This is a genomic window from Arthrobacter koreensis, assembly GCF_009193255.1.
In the GTDB taxonomy this organism is placed as follows: domain Bacteria; phylum Actinomycetota; class Actinomycetes; order Actinomycetales; family Micrococcaceae; genus Arthrobacter_B; species Arthrobacter_B koreensis.
Genome location: NZ_WACG01000001.1, coordinates 1,328,665 through 1,348,476, shown reverse-complemented (window position 1 = coordinate 1,348,476; position 19,812 = coordinate 1,328,665). Strand labels below are relative to the sequence as shown.

General features: G+C 66.2%; 20 protein-coding genes. 4 read left to right on the top strand and 16 right to left on the bottom strand.

From position 1 onward, the window contains the following. Window positions 1–150: 150 nt before the first annotated feature. On the bottom strand, window positions 151–1,266 hold the full coding sequence (pstS, locus tag GD628_RS06410) for a phosphate ABC transporter substrate-binding protein PstS (RefSeq protein WP_152274140.1): 1,116 nt from the start codon (window positions 1,264–1,266) through the stop codon (window positions 151–153). A 208-nt stretch (window positions 1,267–1,474) separates the two neighbouring features. Between pstS and GD628_RS06405 the strand changes: the two genes are divergently transcribed. The 3 genes from GD628_RS06405 to disA all read left to right on the top strand — a co-directional run bounded on the left by GD628_RS06405 (window position 1,475) and on the right by disA (window position 5,257). Beyond that, a complete protein-coding gene (locus tag GD628_RS06405; RefSeq protein ID WP_152274139.1) occupies window positions 1,475–2,605 on the top strand; it encodes an FUSC family protein in 1,131 nt (376 codons plus the stop codon). A gap of 54 nt (window positions 2,606–2,659) precedes the next feature. Then, window positions 2,660–4,027: a DNA repair protein RadA gene (gene radA / locus GD628_RS06400; RefSeq protein WP_091600777.1), complete on the top strand. Its 1,368-nt coding sequence runs from the start codon at window positions 2,660–2,662 to the stop codon at window positions 4,025–4,027. A gap of 153 nt (window positions 4,028–4,180) precedes the next feature. After that, window positions 4,181–5,257 carry a DNA integrity scanning diadenylate cyclase DisA gene (disA, locus tag GD628_RS06395; protein WP_091600778.1) on the top strand — a complete coding sequence of 359 codons (1,077 nt, stop codon included), beginning with the start codon at window positions 4,181–4,183 and terminating at the stop codon, window positions 5,255–5,257. An 11-nt stretch (window positions 5,258–5,268) separates the two neighbouring features. On the opposite strand, the gene GD628_RS06390 is transcribed toward disA, so the two are convergent. After that, the gene (locus GD628_RS06390) at window positions 5,269–5,979 is read right to left on the bottom strand and encodes a hypothetical protein (RefSeq protein ID WP_152274138.1); all 711 of its coding nucleotides are present in this window, start codon (window positions 5,977–5,979) and stop codon (window positions 5,269–5,271) included. Window positions 5,980–6,065: 86 nt separating this feature from the next. Here GD628_RS06390 and GD628_RS06385 point away from each other — a divergent pair, with 86 nt between their 5' ends. Next, window positions 6,066–7,010, top strand: a complete 945-nt coding sequence (locus GD628_RS06385) for an HhH-GPD family protein (RefSeq protein WP_091600780.1) — start codon at window positions 6,066–6,068, stop codon at window positions 7,008–7,010. A gap of 18 nt (window positions 7,011–7,028) precedes the next feature. On the opposite strand, the gene dhaM is transcribed toward GD628_RS06385, so the two are convergent. The 14 genes from dhaM to GD628_RS06315 form a co-directional block, all read right to left on the bottom strand. After that, window positions 7,029–7,760: a dihydroxyacetone kinase phosphoryl donor subunit DhaM gene (dhaM, locus tag GD628_RS06380; RefSeq protein ID WP_152274137.1), complete on the bottom strand. Its 732-nt coding sequence runs from the start codon at window positions 7,758–7,760 to the stop codon at window positions 7,029–7,031. Continuing rightward, on the bottom strand, window positions 7,757–8,398 hold the full coding sequence (gene dhaL / locus GD628_RS06375; RefSeq protein ID WP_152274136.1) for a dihydroxyacetone kinase subunit DhaL: 642 nt from the start codon (window positions 8,396–8,398) through the stop codon (window positions 7,757–7,759). The genes dhaM and dhaL overlap by 4 nt, the downstream gene beginning before the upstream one ends. Before the next feature lie 2 nt (window positions 8,399–8,400). Continuing rightward, on the bottom strand, window positions 8,401–9,402 hold the full coding sequence (gene dhaK, locus GD628_RS06370) for a dihydroxyacetone kinase subunit DhaK (protein ID WP_152274135.1): 1,002 nt from the start codon (window positions 9,400–9,402) through the stop codon (window positions 8,401–8,403). Window positions 9,403–9,638: 236 nt separating this feature from the next. After that, window positions 9,639–9,815 (bottom strand): CsbD family protein, encoded by a 177-nt coding sequence (locus GD628_RS06365; protein ID WP_091600784.1) that lies wholly within the window; start codon window positions 9,813–9,815, stop codon window positions 9,639–9,641. Between the two features lie 144 nt (window positions 9,816–9,959). Beyond that, complete coding sequence (locus GD628_RS06360; protein ID WP_091600785.1) at window positions 9,960–10,490, bottom strand: amino-acid N-acetyltransferase; 531 nt, start codon at window positions 10,488–10,490, stop codon at window positions 9,960–9,962. 135 nt (window positions 10,491–10,625) lie between these two features. Further along, entirely contained in the window at window positions 10,626–13,139 is a 2,514-nt protein-coding gene (locus GD628_RS06355) for an ATP-dependent Clp protease ATP-binding subunit (protein WP_091600786.1), read from the bottom strand. A gap of 94 nt (window positions 13,140–13,233) precedes the next feature. Next, a complete protein-coding gene (locus GD628_RS06350) occupies window positions 13,234–13,560 on the bottom strand; it encodes a histone-like nucleoid-structuring protein Lsr2 (protein ID WP_091600787.1) in 327 nt (108 codons plus the stop codon). Between the two features lie 107 nt (window positions 13,561–13,667). Continuing rightward, complete coding sequence (locus GD628_RS06345) at window positions 13,668–13,859, bottom strand: hypothetical protein (RefSeq protein ID WP_091600788.1); 192 nt, start codon at window positions 13,857–13,859, stop codon at window positions 13,668–13,670. Window positions 13,860–13,862: 3 nt separating this feature from the next. Further along, window positions 13,863–15,317 carry a lysine--tRNA ligase gene (lysS, locus tag GD628_RS06340; protein WP_091601485.1) on the bottom strand — a complete coding sequence of 485 codons (1,455 nt, stop codon included), beginning with the start codon at window positions 15,315–15,317 and terminating at the stop codon, window positions 13,863–13,865. Between the two features lie 121 nt (window positions 15,318–15,438). Continuing rightward, complete coding sequence (gene panC, locus GD628_RS06335; protein ID WP_152274134.1) at window positions 15,439–16,314, bottom strand: pantoate--beta-alanine ligase; 876 nt, start codon at window positions 16,312–16,314, stop codon at window positions 15,439–15,441. A gap of 11 nt (window positions 16,315–16,325) precedes the next feature. Continuing rightward, window positions 16,326–17,234: a Rossmann-like and DUF2520 domain-containing protein gene (locus GD628_RS06330; RefSeq protein ID WP_152274133.1), complete on the bottom strand. Its 909-nt coding sequence runs from the start codon at window positions 17,232–17,234 to the stop codon at window positions 16,326–16,328. Then, complete coding sequence (locus tag GD628_RS06325) at window positions 17,221–18,825, bottom strand: PH domain-containing protein (protein WP_152274132.1); 1,605 nt, start codon at window positions 18,823–18,825, stop codon at window positions 17,221–17,223. Before GD628_RS06325 ends, GD628_RS06330 begins: the two co-directional genes overlap by 14 nt. Next, the gene (locus GD628_RS06320; RefSeq protein WP_091600791.1) at window positions 18,822–19,334 is read right to left on the bottom strand and encodes a PH domain-containing protein; all 513 of its coding nucleotides are present in this window, start codon (window positions 19,332–19,334) and stop codon (window positions 18,822–18,824) included. Before GD628_RS06320 ends, GD628_RS06325 begins: the two co-directional genes overlap by 4 nt. Beyond that, a complete protein-coding gene (locus tag GD628_RS06315; RefSeq protein WP_152274131.1) occupies window positions 19,327–19,812 on the bottom strand; it encodes a DUF3180 domain-containing protein in 486 nt (161 codons plus the stop codon). The genes GD628_RS06320 and GD628_RS06315 overlap by 8 nt, the downstream gene beginning before the upstream one ends.

Below are 19,812 nucleotides of genomic sequence, written 5' to 3'. Positions count from 1 at the left end.
TTTGTTGGCAACTTGCTGAATGTGGACAAGACACCGCACTCGCCAGTTTTCACTGATCCCGGGCCAGATTCAAGCTGGCCCCCGGCCCGGCAAATGCCCCCGCACCGCGCTTGTGGCGCCGTGCGGGGGCATCTGCCGGCTTGCCTCCAGCTAGGAAGCGGCCTTGATGGATTCGATCGCCTTGGCTGCCTGCTCCTGCAGCGCGGCGGACATCGGCGCATTACCTGCGGCTTCGCTGGCGGCGGCCTGGCCCTCTTCGCTGACCACGTAGGAACCGAAGGCCTTGATCAGGTCAACGGTCTCCTGGCTGTCGTAGGTGGTGCAGTAGAGGTGGTAGGAGACCAACACCACAGGGTAGGCCCCGGATTCGGTGGTATCGCGGGCCAGTTCCATGGCCATGTCCAGTTCCGGACGTCCCTCGCCCTTGACCGGGGTGGACGCCTCGACGGCCTTGGCAGCGGCGTCGGCGGTGTAGGCCACGTACTCGTCCCCCACCTTCACTGCCACGGTGCCCATGGAGCCGACGGCGGACGCGTCTGCGTAGGTAATCGCACCGTCGGTCGAGCTGGCTGCGGAGACGACGCCGGAGGTTCCCTGCGCGTTCTCCTGGCCGTCGAGTTCGGCCGGCCATTCACCACTGGCCTCGGTGGTCCAGACATCCGGTGCCGCGGCGGCGAGGTATTCGGTGAAGTTCTCGGTGGTGCCGGACTCGTCCGAACGGTGGACCACGGTGATGGCCGTGGCCGGCAGCTCGGTGCCCTCGTTCTGGGAGGCGATAGCCGGGTCGTTCCAGGTGCTGATCTCGCCGCGGAAGATGCCGGCGATCGTGTCGGCGTCGAGGTTCAGCTCGTCCACCCCGTCGAGATTGAAGGCGATGGCGATCGGCGAGATGTACGCGGGGACATGCAGTGCACCGTCCGGACCGCAGGTCCCAAGGGAAGCTTCGACTTCCTCATCCTTCAGGTAGGCGTCGGACCCGGCGAACTGGACGCCGCCTGCGAGCAGTGCCTCGCGTCCGGCACCGGAACCGTCCGGGGAGTACTGGATGGATGCGTTCGGGTTGGCCTTGGCGAACCCTGCAATCCAGGCGTCCATTGCGGAGGCCTGCGAGCTTGCTCCTGCACCGGAAAGCGTTCCGGTCAGGGCGGAGTCCGAAGACTCGGTATCGGCTGCTGCGTTCGTGGCGTTGTCACTGCCGCAGGCTGCCAGGGCAAGCGCTGCAACCGAGAGGACGGCCGCCGTGCGGCCAATGCGGAATACCTTCACAGTCGTGGTCCCTTTCAAGGGTGGTATACCGGCGCGTCAACGCCGGGAGACTTTTCGCTGGAACGTTTTTCTGCGTCCCGAAAAACACAGTGGCCTGCCAAGGTGAACAAAAAGTGAACTGCTGCCAAGCAGAACTGGAATAGTTCCGGGACACGTCACAGACTCCGTGCCTTCTCTTCCCAGACGCCCGCCGTCCTAGACTGTTCCCATGCCAGCCCGCGACCGTCTCAGCGCCTCGAGCAGGTTCCTGCGCAACAGGTTCCGGATCGGGCTCAAGCGCAGCGGCGCGTCTGTGTACCCCGCCCTGCAAATGACCATCTGTGCCGTGGGCGCCTACGCCTTCGCGGAATACGTGCTGGGACACCAGGGTCCGCTCTTCGCCGCCACGGCAGCGCTCATCTCCCTTGGCTTCTCCCGCGAACCGCGCACCCGCCGTGTCCTTGAAGTGGGAATCGGCTGCACGCTGGGCATCACCATCGGTGAACTGCTGCTGCATGTTCTGGGCAACGGCCTGTGGCAGGCCGCCGTTGTGCTCTTCGCCTCGCTGATGCTGGCCCGCTTCCTGGACCGGGGCGTTATCTTCACCACGCAGCTTGGCCTCCAGTCCCTGCTGGTGGTGCTGCTCCCGGCCCCCGACGGCGGAGTCTTCACCCGCAGCGTGGACGCGATTGTGGGCGGTGTCTTCGCCCTGGTGGTGACCATGCTGGCTCCGCGGGATCCGCGCCGCGAGCCGAAGTCCAACATCCGGGAGCTGCTCAGCGAGCTCTCCGCCGTGCTGCGCCAGGTCGCCGATTCACTGGCCCGCAGCGATTCGACCCTGGCCTGGCACGCGCTGGTTCGGGCCCGCAACACCCAGCCGCAGCTGGACATGCTCGCCCGCAGCATCCGGGATGCGCGGGAGATCGCCCGCATCTCGCCGGCCTACCGCAGGCACCTGGCCGAGCTCGGAGACCTGCGCGGCTCCGTGGGCTACCTGGACTTGGCGGTTCGCAACAGCCGCGTGTTTGCCCGCCGGACCACCTCGGTCATCAACCACGCCTCACTCTCAGACACCGCGGTGGACAAGGTCTCCGAAGTCATCAATGACACCGCCGACGCCGTGGACATCCTGGCCCGCGCGCTGGGCGGCGGTGAATCCCAGCCAACCCGCGAGCGCCACCTGCGCCAGGCCCGGAACGAGCTGGCCGCCGTCGCTTCCCGGCTGCATCCGGCGGCACTGGACGTCACGGACCTCTACGGGGATGCCCTCGTGATGCTCTTTAGGCCGTTGGTAGTGGACCTGCTGGAGGCTACCGGGCTCACCCACGAGGAAGCGGTCAGCTACCTTTCCGAGGTCTAGCCACCGGCGCCGGAACCGAACGGGGATGTCAGTGCCGGCAGATAGCCTGTTGGCATGGCAACAAAGACTTCCCGGGCGAAAACCGCCAACTACCGCTGCACTGAGTGCGGGTGGACTGCCGTCAAGTGGGTTGGCCGCTGCGGCGAGTGCCAGGCCTGGGGCACCGTCGAGGAGGCCGGAGAGGTCCTGGCCCGCACTACCCCGGCTTCGGTGGTGGCACGTCCTGCGCAGCTGATCGCCGACGTCGATGCCACAACTGCCGCTTACCAGCCCACCGGCGTGGGGGAGCTGGACCGGGTCCTGGGCGGCGGGCTGGTCCCCGGCGCCGTGATCCTGCTGGCCGGCGAACCGGGCGTGGGCAAATCCACCCTCCTGCTCGACGTCGCTGCCCGCGTTGCCGGGCAGGGCCGGGACGTGCTGTACGTGACGGGCGAGGAATCCACCGCCCAGGTCAAGCTGCGTGCGGAACGCATCGGCGCCGTCTCCTCCAGCCTCTACCTCAGTGCCGAAACCGACCTGGGCCAGGCGCTCGGCCAGGTGGAACAGGTGAAGCCCGCCCTGCTGATCGTGGACTCGGTGCAGACCCTCAGCAGCACCGCTGTGGACGGGAGCGCCGGCGGTGTCAGCCAGGTTCGGGAAGTCGCGGCGTCGCTCATCAACGCCGCCAAGACACGTAACATGACAACCCTGCTTGTGGGGCATGTGACCAAGGACGGTTCAATCGCCGGCCCGCGCCTGCTGGAACACCTGGTGGACGTTGTCTGCCAGTTCGACGGGGACAGGCACTCCAGGCTGCGGCTGGTCCGCGCGGTGAAGAACCGCTACGGACCCACTGACGAGGTTGGCTGCTTCGACCTCACCGAGGACGGCATCGAAGGCCTGGCTGATCCGTCCGGCCTGTTTGTCTCCCGGACCAAGGAACCGGTCTCCGGCACCTGCATTACCGTGACGCTGGAAGGGCGGCGCCCCCTGGTGGCGGAGGTCCAGGCCCTGCTGGCGGAGACCGGCAACGCACAGGCACGGCGCGCCACCAGCGGACTCGATTCGTCCAGGGTGGCAATGCTGCTGGCGGTCCTGCAGCAGCGGGCCTCCATGAACCTCGCCAAGGATGACAGCTATGTGGCAACAGTGGGCGGCGTGAAGCTCACTGAACCCGCCACGGACCTTGCCGTGGCCCTGGCGGTCGCATCCGCCAAAATGAACAAGCCCCTGCCTGCACGCCTGATCGCCTTTGGCGAGGTGGGCCTGGCTGGAGAGGTGCGTCCCATCCCCGGAATTGCCCGCCGGGTCCAGGAAGCTGAGCGCCTGGGATTCAGCCACGCTGTGGTGCCTGCGTCCCCGAACGGTCCCGGCCAGGTGCCGCCCGGGTTCAAGGTCCGGGAAGTCTCCACCCTTTCCGAGGCCCTCGAGCTCCTGTTCTAGGGCGCGTCCCGCTCCGGTTATGTCATTGGGGCTGTCATACTCCGGGAACTGAAGTGGCAGATGGGTATGGATTGCCCACTACTATGGGGAAGTGTCTGCGCAAATCCACGCCCAGAACGCCCCGTGGGCCGGAGTGGCCGGAAGGAAGTGACCATGCCTCGCACCCCCGAGGACGCGCTTAAGGCAACCCTCGCAAGGGTTGCTCCGGGAACTGCGCTGCGCGACGGTTTGGAGCGTATCCTCCGCGGCCGCACGGGCGCACTCATTGTCCTGGGGTTCGACCGCACAGTGGATTCGATCTGCTCCGGCGGGTTCGACATCGGCATTGAGTTCTCCTCCACCCGCCTGCGCGAACTGGCCAAGATGGACGGTGCGATCGTCTGCGACAAGGACGGCGCCAACATTCTCCGCGCTGCCGTCCAGCTGGTCCCTGACCACACCATCGAGACGCACGAATCCGGCACACGCCACCGGACCGCTGAGCGGGTGGCCATCCAGACCGGCTTCCCGGTGATCTCCGTGAGCCAGTCCATGCAAATCATCCAGCTTTACGTCGGTGGCCTCCGCCATGTCCTGGAGGGATCCGAGCCGGTGCTGGCCCGCGCCAACCAGGCTCTCGCCACGCTGGAGCGGTACCGCACCCGGCTGGACCAGGTCACCAATTCGCTCTCCGCCCTGGAAATCGAAGCCATGGTCACCGTCCGCGACGTAGCTGTCACCCTCCAGCGCCAGGAAATGGTGCGCCGCATCTCCGAGGAAATCGCACAGTACGTCCTGGAACTCGGCGTCGACGGCCGGCTTCTGTCCCTCCAGCTGGAGGAGCTGACCACCGGTCTCGGTCCGGGCAGCGAAATGATCGTGCGGGACTACGCGGACATCGGCGGAACCCCGGGCAACGTGGACGAACAGATCGCTACCCTGCAGGGCCTGAGCTCCTCCGACATGGTGGACCTGGGCAAGATCGCCGCCGTGGTTGGCTTCCAGCCCGGGCAGGATTCCCTCGAAGCCGTGGTCCAGCCGCGCGGATACCGCCTGCTGAGCAACATCAAGAGCGTCCCTCCGGCCGTCTCCAACCGCCTTGTGGACCACTTCGGCGGCCTGCAGAACCTCATGGCCGCGAACATCGAAGACCTGATGCAGGTGGACGGAATCGGCGAACAGCGTGCCCGCACCGTTCGTGAAGGCCTCTCCCGGATCGCCGAGACCAGCCTGCTCGACCGGTTTATGTAGCCCGCTGGCCGCTAGTCCAGCTGGAAGACAGCCGTTTCGCTGGTAGCCTCGCCCAGCCTCGCCGTGTAGACGTACCAGCCGGGGTTGGGGTTGCTGGCCACCGCCGCGCAGCCGGGTGCGGAGCGGAGCCGTTCCCAGGTGAAGTTCGCCTTCTCGGTTGCTCCCGGCTCGAACTCCTTGAGCAGGTCCTCCGCTCCATCCTGGCAGTCCGCTGAAGAGAAGATCCGGTCCGATCCTGAGGTGACGATGAATTCCATCTGCGTGGTGCCAACGTTGATCTTGCACGGCTCGGTGCCGGTGTTGGTCACTGCGAGGGTCAGCAGTGGATTGGATCCTGCGGCGTAGGCTGCGGCATCCGTGGCGGCCTCCACCTTCACAGCCGACGGCGGGCAGATGCCCTCGTCCGCCGGTTTGGCTTCGCCTGTGGCTTTGGGGGAGCTGCCGGGCGTCCCTTCAGCCTCCGCGGACGGACCGGGAGTGCTGTCCGGTGCTGTCTGGAAGGGTTCGGAGGCAGTCGCGTCCTCCTTGCCGCCGGAGAGCGTTGCGGCAACCACCACTCCCGCCCAGGCCAGGGCACCCAGTACTGCCAGTACCAGCAGGGCCAGGACAATCCTGCGGCGGCGGTAGACGGCTTGGCTCGGCTTGCGGGGGCCGCCCGGCCCCCGGCCGGAGACACCGCTGGTTTTTTGCCCCGCACTGCTCCGGGGTCCGTTTGCCGCCATGGGTTAAGGCTATGAACCCTGCCCCGGATTACGGCGCACACCACGCCGGTCAGTAAAGTATTGCTGGTCATTACCGAGGGAGATGCATGGAACCGAAGCACACGCGGACGCTGCACGCACGCATCATTTCCTGGTTCTCGGAGCACGCCCGTGACCTTCCCTGGCGGCATTCGGACTGTTCACCCTGGGGCGTCCTGGTGAGTGAAGTGATGCTGCAGCAGACTCCGGTGGTTCGGGTCCTTCCGGTCTGGCAGGAGTGGATGCAACGCTGGCCGGAGCCCGCCAGCCTGGCCGCCGAGCCGAGCGGTGAAGCAGTCCGGGCCTGGGGCCGCCTGGGCTATCCCCGCCGGGCACTGCGGCTGCACGCTGCGGCAGGAGAGATCGCGGCCAGCCACGGCGGGAAAGTGCCGGACACGCACGCCGCCCTGCTCGAGCTGCCGGGAGTAGGTGACTATACGGCTGCTGCGGTAGCGTCCTTCGCCTTTGGACGCCGCGAGACCGTGGTGGACACCAACATCCGCCGGGTCCATGCCCGGCTGGTGGCCGGGGACGCACTGCCCGCCCAGTCGCTGACCGCCGCGGAGAAGAAACGTGCTGTTTCCCTCCTGCCCCGGGACGACGCCGAGTCCGTTGCGTGGAACGCCTCGGTCATGGAACTCGGAGCGCTCGTCTGCACGGCACGTTCCCCCCGCTGCGGCGAATGTCCGGTCCTGGATGACTGCGCGTGGGTCCGGGCCGGCCGTCCTGAGCCGCACTACGTCCCCAAGGGGCAGGCATGGCACGGCACCGACCGGCAGGTCCGCGGAGCCATGATGGCCGTACTGCGCCAGGCGGACGGGCCGGTGCTGCGTGAACTGCTGCTGACCGGCCCGGTGGACCTGGTGGCACCTGAGGCCGATGCCGAACTGGCGCCGCTGGCTGCACTGCACGCCCTGTCCGCCCCACAGGAGCAGCTCGAACGCGCGCTTCAGGGACTGCTCCGCGACGGCCTGGCCGAGGCCACAGATTCAGGTGTGCGCCTGCCTGCCTGAGGCTTGCCCGGGCGCCCGCTAGATCTCCCCGAACCCGTTGCGTACTTCCAGGCCCAGCATCTCCACGGCCCGTCCCGCGTCCGGCCCATGGGCGGAAACGGTCAGCGTATCGCCGGCTTTCAGGCCCAGCGTCATGAGCATCATGACGGACTTACCGTCCACCCCGTTGATGGTGATGTCCGCGTCCAGGTCCGCCATGGCCTGCGCGACGGCGGCTGCCGGACGGGCGTGCAGGCCCATCGGGTTGATGAGCTCCCAGGAAGCCTCGTGCACGCCGTCGTCATCCTGGTCTATGTCATCAAGGGTGTCCGCAGGCGCAGGCACCGACCCACCCCCTGCCGGGGTGGGTGCCGTCCTGCCGGCACCCAGGGTGGCCGTTACGGCCTCAGCGTCGCGGATCACGGCCGCCAGGTCCTGATCCGTCTGGGCAGCGACGGCTGCGGCAACGGCACCCTCCACCAGCGGTGAGTCTGCGAGCCTCACCTTCTCCCGCTGGCCTGGATCCAGGAATTCAAGCGCCATTTCCGCGGTCATCACCGCTGACCCCAGGTCCGCCAGGATCGCCGCTCCGGCACCGCCGTCGGCCTGGGCGATTCCAGCCTGGACCTTCTCCAGGCTGGTGCCAATTCCGCCGTCGTCAGTGCCTCCGGCAGTGATGATCGCAACGTCGGGAGCCATTTGTCCGGCCAGTTCGGCGAGCCCTTCCGCAAGCTTGGCGCTGTGGGAGACGATGACCAGCCCTACCTTCATGCCTGCTCCGAGGCCGCGCGGGCAGCTGCCTGCAGGATCAAGGTTGTCGACGCCGCACCCGGATCCAGGTGCCCGGCGCTGCGTTCGCCGAGGTAGCTGGCCCGGCCCTTGCGCGCCACCAGCGGCTCCGTTCCGGCGAGGCCTCCCTCGGCTGCATTGGCTGCCGCAGAGAGCGTCGCAGCGGCGTCGGACCCTGCTCCGGCGGCTGTTTCGGCTGCCTCCACGGCCGGGGTGAAGGCGTCGACCATGGTCTTGTCTCCCGGCTCCGCCTTGCCGCGGCTGACTATGCCGTCCCGTGCCGCAACCAGGAAGGCAACGATGTCTCCGGCGTCCAGGACCTCCTTGCCGGAGACTGCGGCGGAACCACGCAGGAAGGCGGTGCCGTAAAGCGGGCCTGCGGCTCCTCCGACCTTTGACATCAGGGTCATGGCGGCGAGCTTGAACACGTCCGCCGGTGTGCCCGGAGTTCCGTCGGCGTCCAGCTTTTCAACGATGGCGGTGAATCCCCGGTCCATGTTCTCGCCATGGTCCGCGTCGCCTATGACCCGGTCCAGGTCAATCAGGCGCTGCCGGTTCTCATCCATCAACGCTGCGGCATCCCGCATCCACTGATCTGCCCACTGTGCGTTCAATTCCATGCCTACGCTCCCCACCGCAGGGCCGCGGTATGAACCGGCGAATCCCACAAATCAATCATTTCGTCATCGAGTTTGAGCACCGTGATGGAGGCGCCCTGCATTTCCAGGGCGGTGATGTAGTTGCCCACGAGGGAGCGCTCAACGTGCAGCCCGCGGTCAGCCAGCAGCTTGGCTGCATGCCGGTAGACAATGTAGAGCTCGCTGAGGGGCGTGCCGCCCATGCCGTTGACGAACAGGAGCACCCGCTCTCCGCTGCCGGCACCGAGGTCGGAGAGGATGGGTTCAAGGAGCTGGTCCGTAATGGCGTCGGCGGGAGCCATGGGCATGCGGCGCCGGCCGGGTTCGCCGTGAATTCCCACACCCAGCTCAATCTCGTTCTCGGCGAGGTCGAAGCTCGGCTCTCCGGCATGCGGAACCGTACAGGCGCTCAGGGCTACTCCCATGGACCGAACGCCGGTGTTGGCCCGTTCAGCCAGGCTGGTCACGGCGTCGAGAGAATCCCCCCGCTCGGCCGCTGCGCCGGCAATGCGTTCCACCAGCACGGTTCCGCCCACGCCGCGCCGCCCGGCGGTGTACAGCGAGTCTTCCACTGCGACGTCGTCATTCACCACCACCGACTTCACGTCGATCCCCTCGGCCTGGGCAAGCTCCGCCGCCGTTTCGAAGTTCAGGATGTCCCCGGTGTAGTTCTTCACGATCAGCAGGACCCCGGCGCCCGAATCCGTGTTGGTAATGGCCGGGAGGATCTGGTCCGGAGTCGGTGAGGTGAAGACCGCGCCGGGCACGGCAGCGTCCAGCATTCCGCGTCCCACGTACCCGGAGTGCAGCGGCTCGTGTCCGCTTCCGCCGCCGGACACCAGGGACACTTTCCCTGAAACCGGGGCATCCCGGCGGGTCACGTATGCGGGGTCCGCGTGGACCTTGACCAGATCGTGGTGGGCCATGCCGAATCCTTCCAGGGATTCGGCCACCACGGCGCGCGGATCATTGATGAGTTTTTTCATGCCTGACGCTCCTTTGCCCGGAGGCTCCACTGCGCTGGAACGGGCCCCGTCGCCCGCTCTCCTGAGTGAGCCAACCCTACCCCTGCCGGGGTGGGCCTGCACAGGCTTGAAGCGTGCCCTTAACGCACTGAAGGAAGGGCCGGATTGGCCCTTCCTTCAGTGGTTCCCCGGCCAGCAGTGACAACAGCGGCCCGGGAGTCCGGGTGTCCTTCGGGCCTCAGCGGCCCGGCGTGGATTTACTTACCCTTGAAAGCGTCCTTGACGTGCTCGCCGGCCTGCTTCATGTTGGCTTTTGCCTGGTCGCCCTGGCCGTCAGCTTCCATGCTGTGGTCGCCGGTGACCTTGCCGACGCCTTCCTTGATCTTGCCGCCGAGCTCTTCGCCCTTGTTCTGCATCTTGTCGTCTGCGCCCATATCCGGCACCCGCTTTCTGATCGGCCGGGGAGCCACCCAAATAAGCGTTCCGCCTGTTGGATAACCCGTCCGGCATTTCTTGATGCTAAGTACCCTTACTGTACCGTTTTCAGGTGCCGTTCTCCAGTAGGGCTGAAAATTCACCTATGCGCGAACATCCCGGATCATGCGGGTATTGCCCAGCGTGTTCGGTTTTACCCGGGCAAGGTCAAGGAATTCGGCAACCCCTTCATCATGTGAACGCAGGAGTTCCGAGTAGACCTCCGGGTCCACTGCGCTCTGGCTTTCCATGACGGTGAATCCGTGGCGCTTAAAGAAATCGACCTCGAAGGTCAGGCAAAAGACGCGGGAGACACCAATTTCGGCGGCATCCGCAAGCAGCTGGTCCAGGAGGGCGTGTCCGACGCCGCGGCCTTTCCAGTCCGGGTGGGCAGCCAGGGTGCGGACCTCCGCGAGGTCTTCCCACATGACGTGGAGGGCCCCGCAGCCAATAACCCTGCCATCGGCGTCCTCGGCAATCCTGAATTCCTGCAGGCCCTCGTAATAGGCGACGGTCTCCTTTGCCACCAGGACACGCTCCTCGGCCAGCGGGGCCACCAGGTCCCGGATGTGGCGGACATCGGAGGTGCGGGCCCGGCGGATGGTGAACGTTGCCTTCTGTGCGGTTGCAGTCATTGGTTCAGTCTAGGACTTTTGGTGGTTCTGCCTGTCTTCGGCGGAACTGAATGAAATGAACCGCAAACGCAAAGGGAGCCCCCGGTTTCCCGGAGGCTCCCTCTATTCAGTGCATTGCTGCACCGCTATTGCTGTCTACTGTCCGTCGCCTACACCGGCTTCGATGGCCGACGGGGCTTCTTCGATGGCACGCGGGGCGCCGTGTCCGGTGAAGGTGAACTTTGCGTCGTCACCCTCGCCTTCTACGTCCACCGAGACCGTTTCCCCGGGCTTGAGGTCCCCGAAGAGGATCTTCTCGGAAAGCTGGTCCTCGATCTCGCGCTGCATGGTGCGGCGCAGCGGCCGGGCGCCCATGGCGGGGTCGTATCCGCGGGTAGCCAGCAGCACCTTGGCAGCGGGGGTGAGCTCGATGCTCATACCCTTCTCCGCAAGGCGCTTGCCGAGGCGCTCCAGGAACAGATCCACAATCTGGACGATCTCTTCCTGGGTCAGCTGCGGGAACACCACGGTGTCATCGACACGGTTGAGGAACTCGGGGCGGAAGTGCTGGCGCAGCTCCTCCGTGACCCGTGCCCGCATCCGGTCGTAGCCGGTCTTGGTGTCCGTACCGGACTGGAAGCCGGTCATGACGCCCTTGGAGATGTCCTTGGTGCCAAGGTTGGTCGTCATGATGATGATGGTGTTCTTGAAGTCCACCACCCGGCCCTGGGAGTCGGTCAGGCGGCCGTCTTCGAGGATCTGCAGCAGGGAGTTGAACAGGTCCGCGTGGGCCTTCTCAACTTCGTCGAACAGAACCACGGAGAACGGGCGGCGGCGGACCTTCTCGGTCAGCTGCCCGCCTTCTTCGTAGCCCACGTATCCGGGAGGGGCACCAAACAGCCGTGAGACCGTGTGCTTCTCGGAGTACTCGGACATGTCCAGGGTGATCAGGGCTTCTTCGTCACCGAAGAGGAACTCTGCCAGTGCCTTGGCCAGCTCAGTCTTACCAACACCGGTGGGACCGGCGAAGATGAAGGAACCGCCCGGACGCTTGGGATCCTTCAGGCCGGCACGCGTACGGCGCATGGCCTGCGAGATCGACTTGATGGCCTCGTCCTGGCCGATGACCCGCTTGTGCAGTTCATCTTCCATCTTGAGCAGCCGCGTGGACTCTTCCTCGTTCAGCTTCACCACGGGGATGCCGGTGGAGTTGGCGAGGACTTCAGCAATCAGTTCCTCGTCCACCTCGGCAATGTCATCCAGGCCGCCGGACTTCCACTGGCGCTCCTTCTCCGCACGCTGGTCCTGGAGCTTCTGCTCCTTGTCCCGCAGGGAGGCAGCACCTTCGAAGTCCTGCGCGTCAATCGCGGATTCCTTCTCCATCTTCAGGGCGGAGATGCGCTCGTCGATTTCCTTCAGCTCCGGCGGAGCTGTCATTCGGCGGATACGCAGGCGGGCACCGGCCTCATCGATCAGGTCGATTGCCTTGTCCGGCAGGAAACGGTCGCTGATGTAGCGCTCGGCGAGGGTTGCTGCCGAAGCCAGCGCGGCGTCCGTGATGGACACGCGGTGGTGTGCTTCGTAGCGGTCCCGCAGGCCCTTGAGGATTTCGATCGCGTGGGCAACGGAAGGTTCGTTGACCTGGATCGGCTGGAAGCGGCGCTCAAGCGCTGCGTCCTTCTCAATGTGCTTGCGGTACTCGTCCAGCGTGGTGGCACCGATGGTCTGCAGTTCACCGCGGGCCAGCATCGGCTTCAGGATGGACGCTGCGTCGATGGCGCCTTCAGCGGCACCGGCGCCCACGAGGGTGTGGATCTCGTCGATGAAGAGGATGATGTCGCCGCGGGTGCGGATTTCCTTCAGGACCTTCTTGAGGCGTTCCTCAAAGTCACCGCGGTAACGCGAACCGGCCACGAGCGAGCCGAGGTCAAGGGTGTAAAGCTGCTTGTCCTTGATGGTCTCAGGGACATCGCCGCGGACAATCGCCTGGGCAAGGCCTTCGACGACGGCGGTCTTGCCGACGCCGGGCTCGCCAATCAGGACAGGGTTGTTCTTGGTCCGGCGGGACAGCACCTGCATGACCCGTTCCATCTCGTGTTCACGGCCGATGACCGGATCAAGCTTGCCTTCACGCGCTGCCTGTGTGAGGTTGCGGCCGAACTGGTCCAGGACGACCGATCCTGCGGGCTGGCCTTCCTGCTGCTGGCCACCGGCGGACACGGGCTCCTTGCCCTGGTAGCCGGAGAGCAGCTGGATGACCTGCTGGCGGACACGGTTCAGGTCTGCGCCGAGCTTGACGAGGACCTGGGCTGCAACGCCCTCACCTTCACGGATGAGGCCCAGCAGGATGTGCTCGGTTCCGATGTAGTTGTGCCCCAGCTGCAGCGCTTCGCGCAGTGAGAGCTCAAGTACCTTCTTGGCCCGCGGGGTAAAGGGGATGTGGCCGGACGGGGCCTGCTGGCCCTGGCCGATGATCTCCTGCACCTGTTCGCGGACGGCACCCAGGGAAATGCTCAGGGATTCAAGGGCCTTAGCGGCAACGCCTTCACCCTCATGAATGAGCCCAAGCAGGATGTGCTCGGTGCCGATGTAGTTGTGGTTGAGCATGCGTGCCTCTTCTTGGGCAAGCACGACAACGCGACGGGCACGGTCGGTAAATCTTTCAAACATGAGGCACACTCCTAGCTAACGCGTAATTCGATGCTACGGCGGTTACTGCCGCTTAAGGGGCGTGTTCGCCATGGGCGTGACCTCCGGGGGCGTATTAGCCCTGGGCGGCGCGGTAGGCCTCGATGATCTCGCTGTTCACGCGGCCGCGCTCGGAAACGGTGTAGCCGTTGCTGCGTGCCCATTCACGGATCTGTGCTGCTTCATTGCTGCGGGAAGTACCCGTGCCGCGGGGGCGGCCGGTGCGTCCTCCGGTCTTGCGGCCGGCATCAACATACTGCTTAAGCGCCGCACGCAGGTTCTTCGCATTGTCATTGGAGAGGTCGATCTCGTACTGTGACCCATCCAGCCCAAAACGCACGGTTTCATCGGCACTTCCGCCGTCGAGGTCGTCTACCAGAATAATTTTTACCTTTTGCGCCATGACGGGGCTCCTATGCATGAAGTGGCGGAATGCTGTTTATTTCGAGACCACTTCGAGTATGGCGCAATTGGTAATCTCCCGTCAAAGCAGGAGGGCGTTTTCTTTAGTTATTCTTTATCCGCCGGACCGGCAGGGTCTATTTTGGCTCCGGTTTCCGGCTGAACATTCTGATCGGCTTCGCGTTCTGCCTCAGCAAGGGCTTTTCGCTCGGACCGGTCCGCGTTCAACACTGCCTTCATCACGAAATAAAAGAGAGCAGCGACACATATTGAGGGCAGGAGTACTTCCACATATTCCATGTTCTAACCCATTTCAGGCTTTAGGAGGGGGAACAGAATTGTTTCCCTGATTCCGGCGTTCGTGAAAAGCATCACCAGACGGTCGATACCCAGGCCAATGCCGCCCATGGGCGGCGCACCGTACTCCAGGGCCCGGAGGAAGTCTTCATCCAGTGCCATGGCTTCGTCATCACCGGCAGCAGCCTTGCGTGACTGCTCGGTCAGCCGCTCCCGCTGGATAACCGGGTCAATGAGCTCGGAGAATGCCGTGCCGCGCTCCATTCCTCCGATAATCAGGTCCCAGGCCTCAATCAGGCGGGGATCTTTCCGGTGCGGGCGGGCCAGCGGCTGGGCCGACGGCGGGTAGTCGCACACGAACGTGGGCTGCAGCAGCGTCGGTTCGACGATTTCGCCGAAGAGTTCAATGACCAGCTTCTCCGCATCCCACTTGGGATCCACCTTCACGCCGTGCTTCTCCGCTACCGCGCGCAGCGTCTCGGCATCGGTATCCGGAGTGATTTCCTGGCCAACTGCCTCGGACAGGCCGGGGTACACCGAAAGCCAGCGCCATTCGCCGTCGAGGTCAATGGTGCCGGCCGGGGTTTCGATCTGCCGGCTGCCCGCGGCGTCCGCAGCGTTGAGGATAATCTCCTTGATGCGGTCCGCCATGACGTACTGGTCGGCGTACGCCTCGTAGCATTCGAGGGTGGTGAATTCGGGGCTGTGGGTGGAATCAACGCCTTCGTTGCGGAAGATCCGTCCCAGCTCGTAAACACGCTCGATACCGCCGACGACGGCGCGCTTGAGGTAAAGCTCGGTAGCGATGCGCAGGGTCATCGGCTGGTCGAAGGCGTTCAGGTGCGTCTCGAAGGGACGCGCAGCGGCGCCTCCGTGGATCAGCTGGAGCATCGGAGTCTCCACTTCCACGTAGCCGTGGCCGTGCAGGGTGTCACGGACGGCGCGGATGATCGCGGCCCGCTTGTAGACCATGTCCCGGGCCTCGTCGCGGACCATCAGGTCCACGTAGCGCTGGCGGACCCGGGTTTCCTCATTCAGGTCAGCGTGCAGCACCGGCAGCGGGCGCAGTGCCTTCGAAGCCATCGACCAGGAATCGGCCATGACCGAGAGCTCCCCGCGGCGTGAAGAGATGACCTCGCCACGGATGAAGACGTGGTCCCCCAGGTCCACGGAGGCCTTCCAGTCGGCGAGTGCTTCCTCCCCGATGGAGGCCAGGGACAGCATGGCCTGGAGGCGGGTGCCGTTCCCTTCCTGGAGGGTGGCGAAGCAGAGCTTGCCGGTGTTGCGGATGAACACCACGCGGCCGGTGACTCCCACGGTCTCACCGCTGGTCTCGTCAGCCTGCAGGTGGCCGAACTTGTCCCGGACCTGGCGGAGCGAGTGGGTACGCTCGACGCCGACGGGGTAGGCTTCCTGCCCCCGCTCAAGCAGCTTGGCGCGCTTTTCCGCACGGATGCGCATCTGCTCGGAGGAATCTGCTGCTTCGGGAACGACGTTAGAGGAGGTCACGGTTCTTAAGTCTACCCAGCCCCGTCAAAGCCGCGGACGGCGTGCCGTCCCGCAGCGGCCCAGGACATGCAGCTCAGCCGTGCAGTTCGGCGTTGTCGATAAGCCGGATTCCGCCCACCCGGGCGGCCACCAGTGCCAGGGCAGGTCCGGAGAGAACGTCCTGCACTCCTGCCGGGACCGGTTCAAGAGTGAGCGGATCGACAACTTCGAAGTAGTCCAGTTCAACACCGGGGGTTGCCGACACGAGTGCGGCGGCGGACGGCAGGTCCAGCGGACGGCGGCTGGAGGCATTCTCCTGCAGCCGGCCCAGGGCACGGGAAAGCACCAGGGCGCTGCGCCGGTCCGCTTCGCTGAGGAAGACATTCCGGCTGGACTCGGCGAGCCCGTCAGCGGCCCGCACGATGGGAACCGGATAGATCTGGACCGGGAAGTTGAGGTCCGCCGCCATGCGGCGGATCAAAGCCACCTGCTGAGCGTCCTTCTGCCCGAAGTAGGCGCGGAAATCGGCGGGCACGGCCGGCTGGACGCAGTGGAACAGTTTGGCCACCACGGTGAGTACGCCGTCAAAGTGTCCCGGGCGGGAGGCGCCTTCGAAGCGGGTTCCCAGGCCGCCGGAGCTGACCCGGACCAGCGGGAGTCCGCCGGGGTACATGGTTGCCTCGCTCGGCGCGAACACCAGGTCCACTCCGGCCTGTCCCAGCAGGTCAAGGTCCGCGTCCAGGGTCCGCGGGTACCGGGCCAGGTCTGCGGAATCGTCGAACTGCAGCGGGTTCACGAAGATGCTGGCAACCACTACGTCGTTGTCAGCCCGCGCGGCCTGCGCGAGAGCTGCATGCCCTGAATGGAGGGCTCCCATGGTGGGAACCAGACCGAGGGCCGGACGGTCCTTGCCGGTGGCTTCCAGGAGTTCCGTGACGGCTTTGCTGAGTTCTGCGGGGGTTGTTGCCAACCGGGGGTGGTTCACCGGGGTCCTTCGGGGTTGGAATTAAGTACTTCAATAATTCTCTCCCCCTGCGCAGGTGTCAGCAGACCGCGCTCAACAGCACGGCGGGCGGTGGCCGCTGAGAGCGCCTGGTAGGCCTGCGCCATATCCGGTGCGGCGTCGCGTCCCAGGGCGCGGGTGTGGGCCTGAACGGTGCCTGTGTCTCCGCGGGCCACGGGGCCGGTCAGGGCGTGTTCGCCCGAGGCCAGCGCGTTTTCGAGGGAGGCACGCATCAAAGGGCCCAGCAGCCGGGCCGGCTGGTCAACGCCGAGGCCCTGCAGCAGTTCAGAAGACTGGGCCGCTATGGTCACCAGGTGATTGGAGGCGTGGGCAAGCGCGGCGTGGTAAAGCTCACGGTCGCCTTCATCGATAACCACGGGTTCGGCACCCATTTCAACCACCAGGGCCTGCGCGATCGGCAGCACCGCGGTGGGAGCCGTGACGCCGAAGGAGCAGTCGGCCAGGCGTGTGAGGTCCAGGCTGAGGCCGGTGAAGGTCATGGCCGGGTGCAGTGCCAGCGGAATCGCTCCTGCCTGCCGTGCCGGTTCCAGGACAGCGGTGCCGAAGCGGCCTGAGGTGTGCGCCACGAGCTGCCCGGCCTGCCAGGCTCCCGTGGCGGCCAGTCCGGACACGAGCGGCGGCAGGGCGTCGTCGGGCACTGCCAGCAGCACCAGCTCGGAACGCTCAATGATGTCCGGGATTTCAAGCACCGGAACGCCGGGGAGCAGGTTCTCCGCGCGTTCCCGGCTGGCTTCGGATACGGCTGAAACGCCGACGACGGCGTGTTCGACCGCGCGGAGGGCCGCACCGAGGACCGCTCCCACCTTGCCTGCGCCGATGACGCCGATTCCCAGCCGGCCGCGCCGGCGCTGATCAGCGGTGTTCATTCCAGTTCTCCTCCATCTGTGGTCCGGCGGCCTGCGGCTTCCGTTCCGGTTCCGCACCCGCAGCCTGTGCTGGTTCCGGCGCTGACTGGGGCACCGCCGGGCCGGTGGCGGTTTCGCGGTGCAGCCAGCGTTCGGTTCGGTCCCGGCGGCGGGCGTCCGCAGCCCGCACGGATTGTTCGGTGAAGAGTTCCAGCAGCACGGCCTGGTCCAGCTGCCTGATCCGCGGCGCAACCGGACCGGGTGTCGAGTGCAGCCGCAGGTCAGCGATCCGCAGGCGGCGTGCCAGCGGGCCCTGTTCCAGCGCCATGGACTGGATGCGCTCGTGCGGAACCACGGTGAGGCTGCGCCACAGCCGGCCGGTACGGCTAAGCAGGGCCGTTCCGGTGAGCGCATAACCGCTGCGCCGCCACTGCAGAGGTGCAACCCAGCGCGCCCGGCGGGGCGACGTGGTGAACCCGTGTTCCGGGCCGCTGCCCCGGAGCCCGGCGGTGAACAGCCCCACCGGATCTTCGGTGCCGGGGTTGGGCAGGACGAGGGCCAGGATCTGCAGGGTCTCGTCCAGGGTTCCGGCGGGCAGCAGGCGGGTGCGTGCTCCGTCAGAGCCCGGCGATGCCCCGTAGCCTGCCACATTAACGGAAATCCGGTACCAGCCGGTGGGCCGCCAGAGCAGGGGCTGCGTGACGGACACGGCCTGGATCCGGCCCGGGGGCACCGTCTGGGTGCGGGTGTCCAGGAGTCCGTAACGGATGCGGACGCCGTCCCGGGAAACCGCGGCGCGGAAGTTCCAGGCGGTGCTGAGCATGGACCAGTAGCCGCTGGCGACTGCCAGGCCCACCGGAATGAAGACGGCCAGGGAGACACCTTCGCCGGTAATGACCGTCAGGGTCACGACGGCGATGATGCCCAGCAGCAGGACAACGGTGTTTCCGGAGAGCAGCGCCGCACCGATGACCCGTCCTGGGCGGAGGGCGAGGATGGGGTACTCCGGGGCTTCGGCTGCCGTCCGGGCAGGTGCCGCTGCGGCGTCCGGATGGCCGGCGGTGTCCGCCGCCGCGTGTTCCTCGCCGGTGGCGGCCTGGGCTCCGGAGGCGCGTTCCAGGATGGTGGCGCGCAGTTCGCGGGCGTGGTCCATGCGCAGGTAGGCCAGGCGCACTGCCGATTCACCGGCGTCGGCCACCTCGAACCGGAGTTCGCCCAGTCCGAAGAGCCGTGCCAGCAGCGGCTGGTTGATGTCGATTGCCTGCACCCGGTCCAGGCGTGCCTGACGGTGCTGGCGGAACAGGACCCCGGACCGGACCCGGACGTGGTCCCCGCTCACCTGGTACCGGGTGAACCACCAGGACAGGAAGAACACGACGCCGATGGCCAGGATGAGGACTGCCAGCCCGATGACGGCCCAGATCAGCGGGGTGCCGTCCGGCAGCGGCCCGCCGGGCCGCTCACGCAGGAAGAACGCCTCGACCGAGTCCCGGCCCAGGAAGTACGCGACAGCGGCCAGCGCGATCCAGCCCCGCACGAGCGGGGAGACCGGGTGGACCCGTTTCCAGTCTGCTTCCGCGGAACGGGCTGCGTCCGGTTCCTGCCCGCTCACAGTCCCGCCAGCTGCGCCTCGCCGCGCGCAGAGAGATGTTCCCGCAGCCTTGCGCCCTCAGCGGCGGGAAGCCCCGGGATGGTTGCGTTGGTGGTTTGGGAGGCCGTATGCAGTTTGAGGGTGCACAGGCCGAAGAGGCGTTCCATCGGTCCCACGGCGACGTCCACGTACTGCATGCGGCCGTAGGGAACCACGAGGGTGCGCTGGAAGAAGATGCCGGAGCGCAGCAGCAGGTCCTCGTTGCGTTCGGCGTAGCCGATGGCCCGTACCTGCCGGGGTACCAGGATGGCCCGCCAGATGAACCCGGCCAGGAACACGGCCGGCAGCCCCCAGGCGAGCCAGGCCGGGAAGCCGGACCAGATGCCCAGGCTGTGCAGGATGAGCGGAATGCTGGCCAGGGCAAGGGTGATGACGGCTTCAACTGCCAGGGACAGCAGCCGCAGTGTCAGGTAGCGCTCAGAGACCCGCTGCCAGTTCAGGCCCTGCGGATCTATGGCCTGGTTACGCATACTCTCCCCCGCTGTTGTTGTCTTCGCCGCCGTCTTTGTCTTCCGGCGGGAGCTTGCAGAACCGCTCCACCACCAGTCCGGTGGCTATCATGATCATCCCGCCGGCGGTCATGGCAAGTGAAGCCCAGGTGGGGGCATGGTTGGGGCGCATTTCCCACAGCCGCACCTGGTCCAGGAAGATCCCGCCGTGCCAGCCGAGCAGCAGCGCACCTGCGTACGCAGTGGCCTGCGCCAGGACCAGCGTCCGGGCGGCGGCAATGGGGTCCAGGGGCTTCTCCCGCTCACCGTTGCGCCAGCGCCGCACGCGCAGGCCGAGGAAGAGGGTGAAGCCCACAATGAAGGCAAGAGTGAGAAGGGCGGTGAAGTTCAGTACCGGCGCCGGAAAACCGTTGCGCGTGGCCCAGGCGTTCACCTGCCAGCCGGCAATGCCAAACGCCACGGCCGTGACCGCAAGCCAGCGGTACCGGATGCTCCTCAC

Excerpts from the sequence above, each read along its gene's own strand:
- dhaL (WP_152274136.1), bottom strand. The coding sequence starts at position 8,398 with ATGGAATTGAACGCACAGTGGGCAGATCAGTGGATGCGGGATGCCGCA.
- dhaK (WP_152274135.1), bottom strand. The coding sequence starts at position 9,402 with ATGAAAAAACTCATCAATGATCCGCGCGCCGTGGTGGCCGAATCCCTG.
- GD628_RS06355 (WP_091600786.1), bottom strand. The coding sequence starts at position 13,139 with ATGTTTGAAAGATTTACCGACCGTGCCCGTCGCGTTGTCGTGCTTGCC.
- GD628_RS06390 (WP_152274138.1), bottom strand. The coding sequence starts at position 5,979 with ATGGCGGCAAACGGACCCCGGAGCAGTGCGGGGCAAAAAACCAGCGGT.
- GD628_RS06360 (WP_091600785.1), bottom strand. The coding sequence starts at position 10,490 with ATGACTGCAACCGCACAGAAGGCAACGTTCACCATCCGCCGGGCCCGC.
- lysS (WP_091601485.1), bottom strand. The coding sequence starts at position 15,317 with ATGCGCATCCGTGCGGAAAAGCGCGCCAAGCTGCTTGAGCGGGGGCAG.
- GD628_RS06385 (WP_091600780.1), top strand. The coding sequence starts at position 6,066 with ATGGAACCGAAGCACACGCGGACGCTGCACGCACGCATCATTTCCTGG.
- disA (WP_091600778.1), top strand. The coding sequence starts at position 4,181 with ATGCCTCGCACCCCCGAGGACGCGCTTAAGGCAACCCTCGCAAGGGTT.
- GD628_RS06350 (WP_091600787.1), bottom strand. The coding sequence starts at position 13,560 with ATGGCGCAAAAGGTAAAAATTATTCTGGTAGACGACCTCGACGGCGGA.
- radA (WP_091600777.1), top strand. The coding sequence starts at position 2,660 with ATGGCAACAAAGACTTCCCGGGCGAAAACCGCCAACTACCGCTGCACT.
- GD628_RS06405 (WP_152274139.1), top strand. The coding sequence starts at position 1,475 with ATGCCAGCCCGCGACCGTCTCAGCGCCTCGAGCAGGTTCCTGCGCAAC.
- GD628_RS06330 (WP_152274133.1), bottom strand. The coding sequence starts at position 17,234 with ATGAACACCGCTGATCAGCGCCGGCGCGGCCGGCTGGGAATCGGCGTC.
- dhaM (WP_152274137.1), bottom strand. The coding sequence starts at position 7,760 with ATGAAGGTAGGGCTGGTCATCGTCTCCCACAGCGCCAAGCTTGCGGAA.
- GD628_RS06345 (WP_091600788.1), bottom strand. The coding sequence starts at position 13,859 with ATGGAATATGTGGAAGTACTCCTGCCCTCAATATGTGTCGCTGCTCTC.
- GD628_RS06320 (WP_091600791.1), bottom strand. The coding sequence starts at position 19,334 with ATGCGTAACCAGGCCATAGATCCGCAGGGCCTGAACTGGCAGCGGGTC.
- GD628_RS06365 (WP_091600784.1), bottom strand. The coding sequence starts at position 9,815 with ATGGGCGCAGACGACAAGATGCAGAACAAGGGCGAAGAGCTCGGCGGC.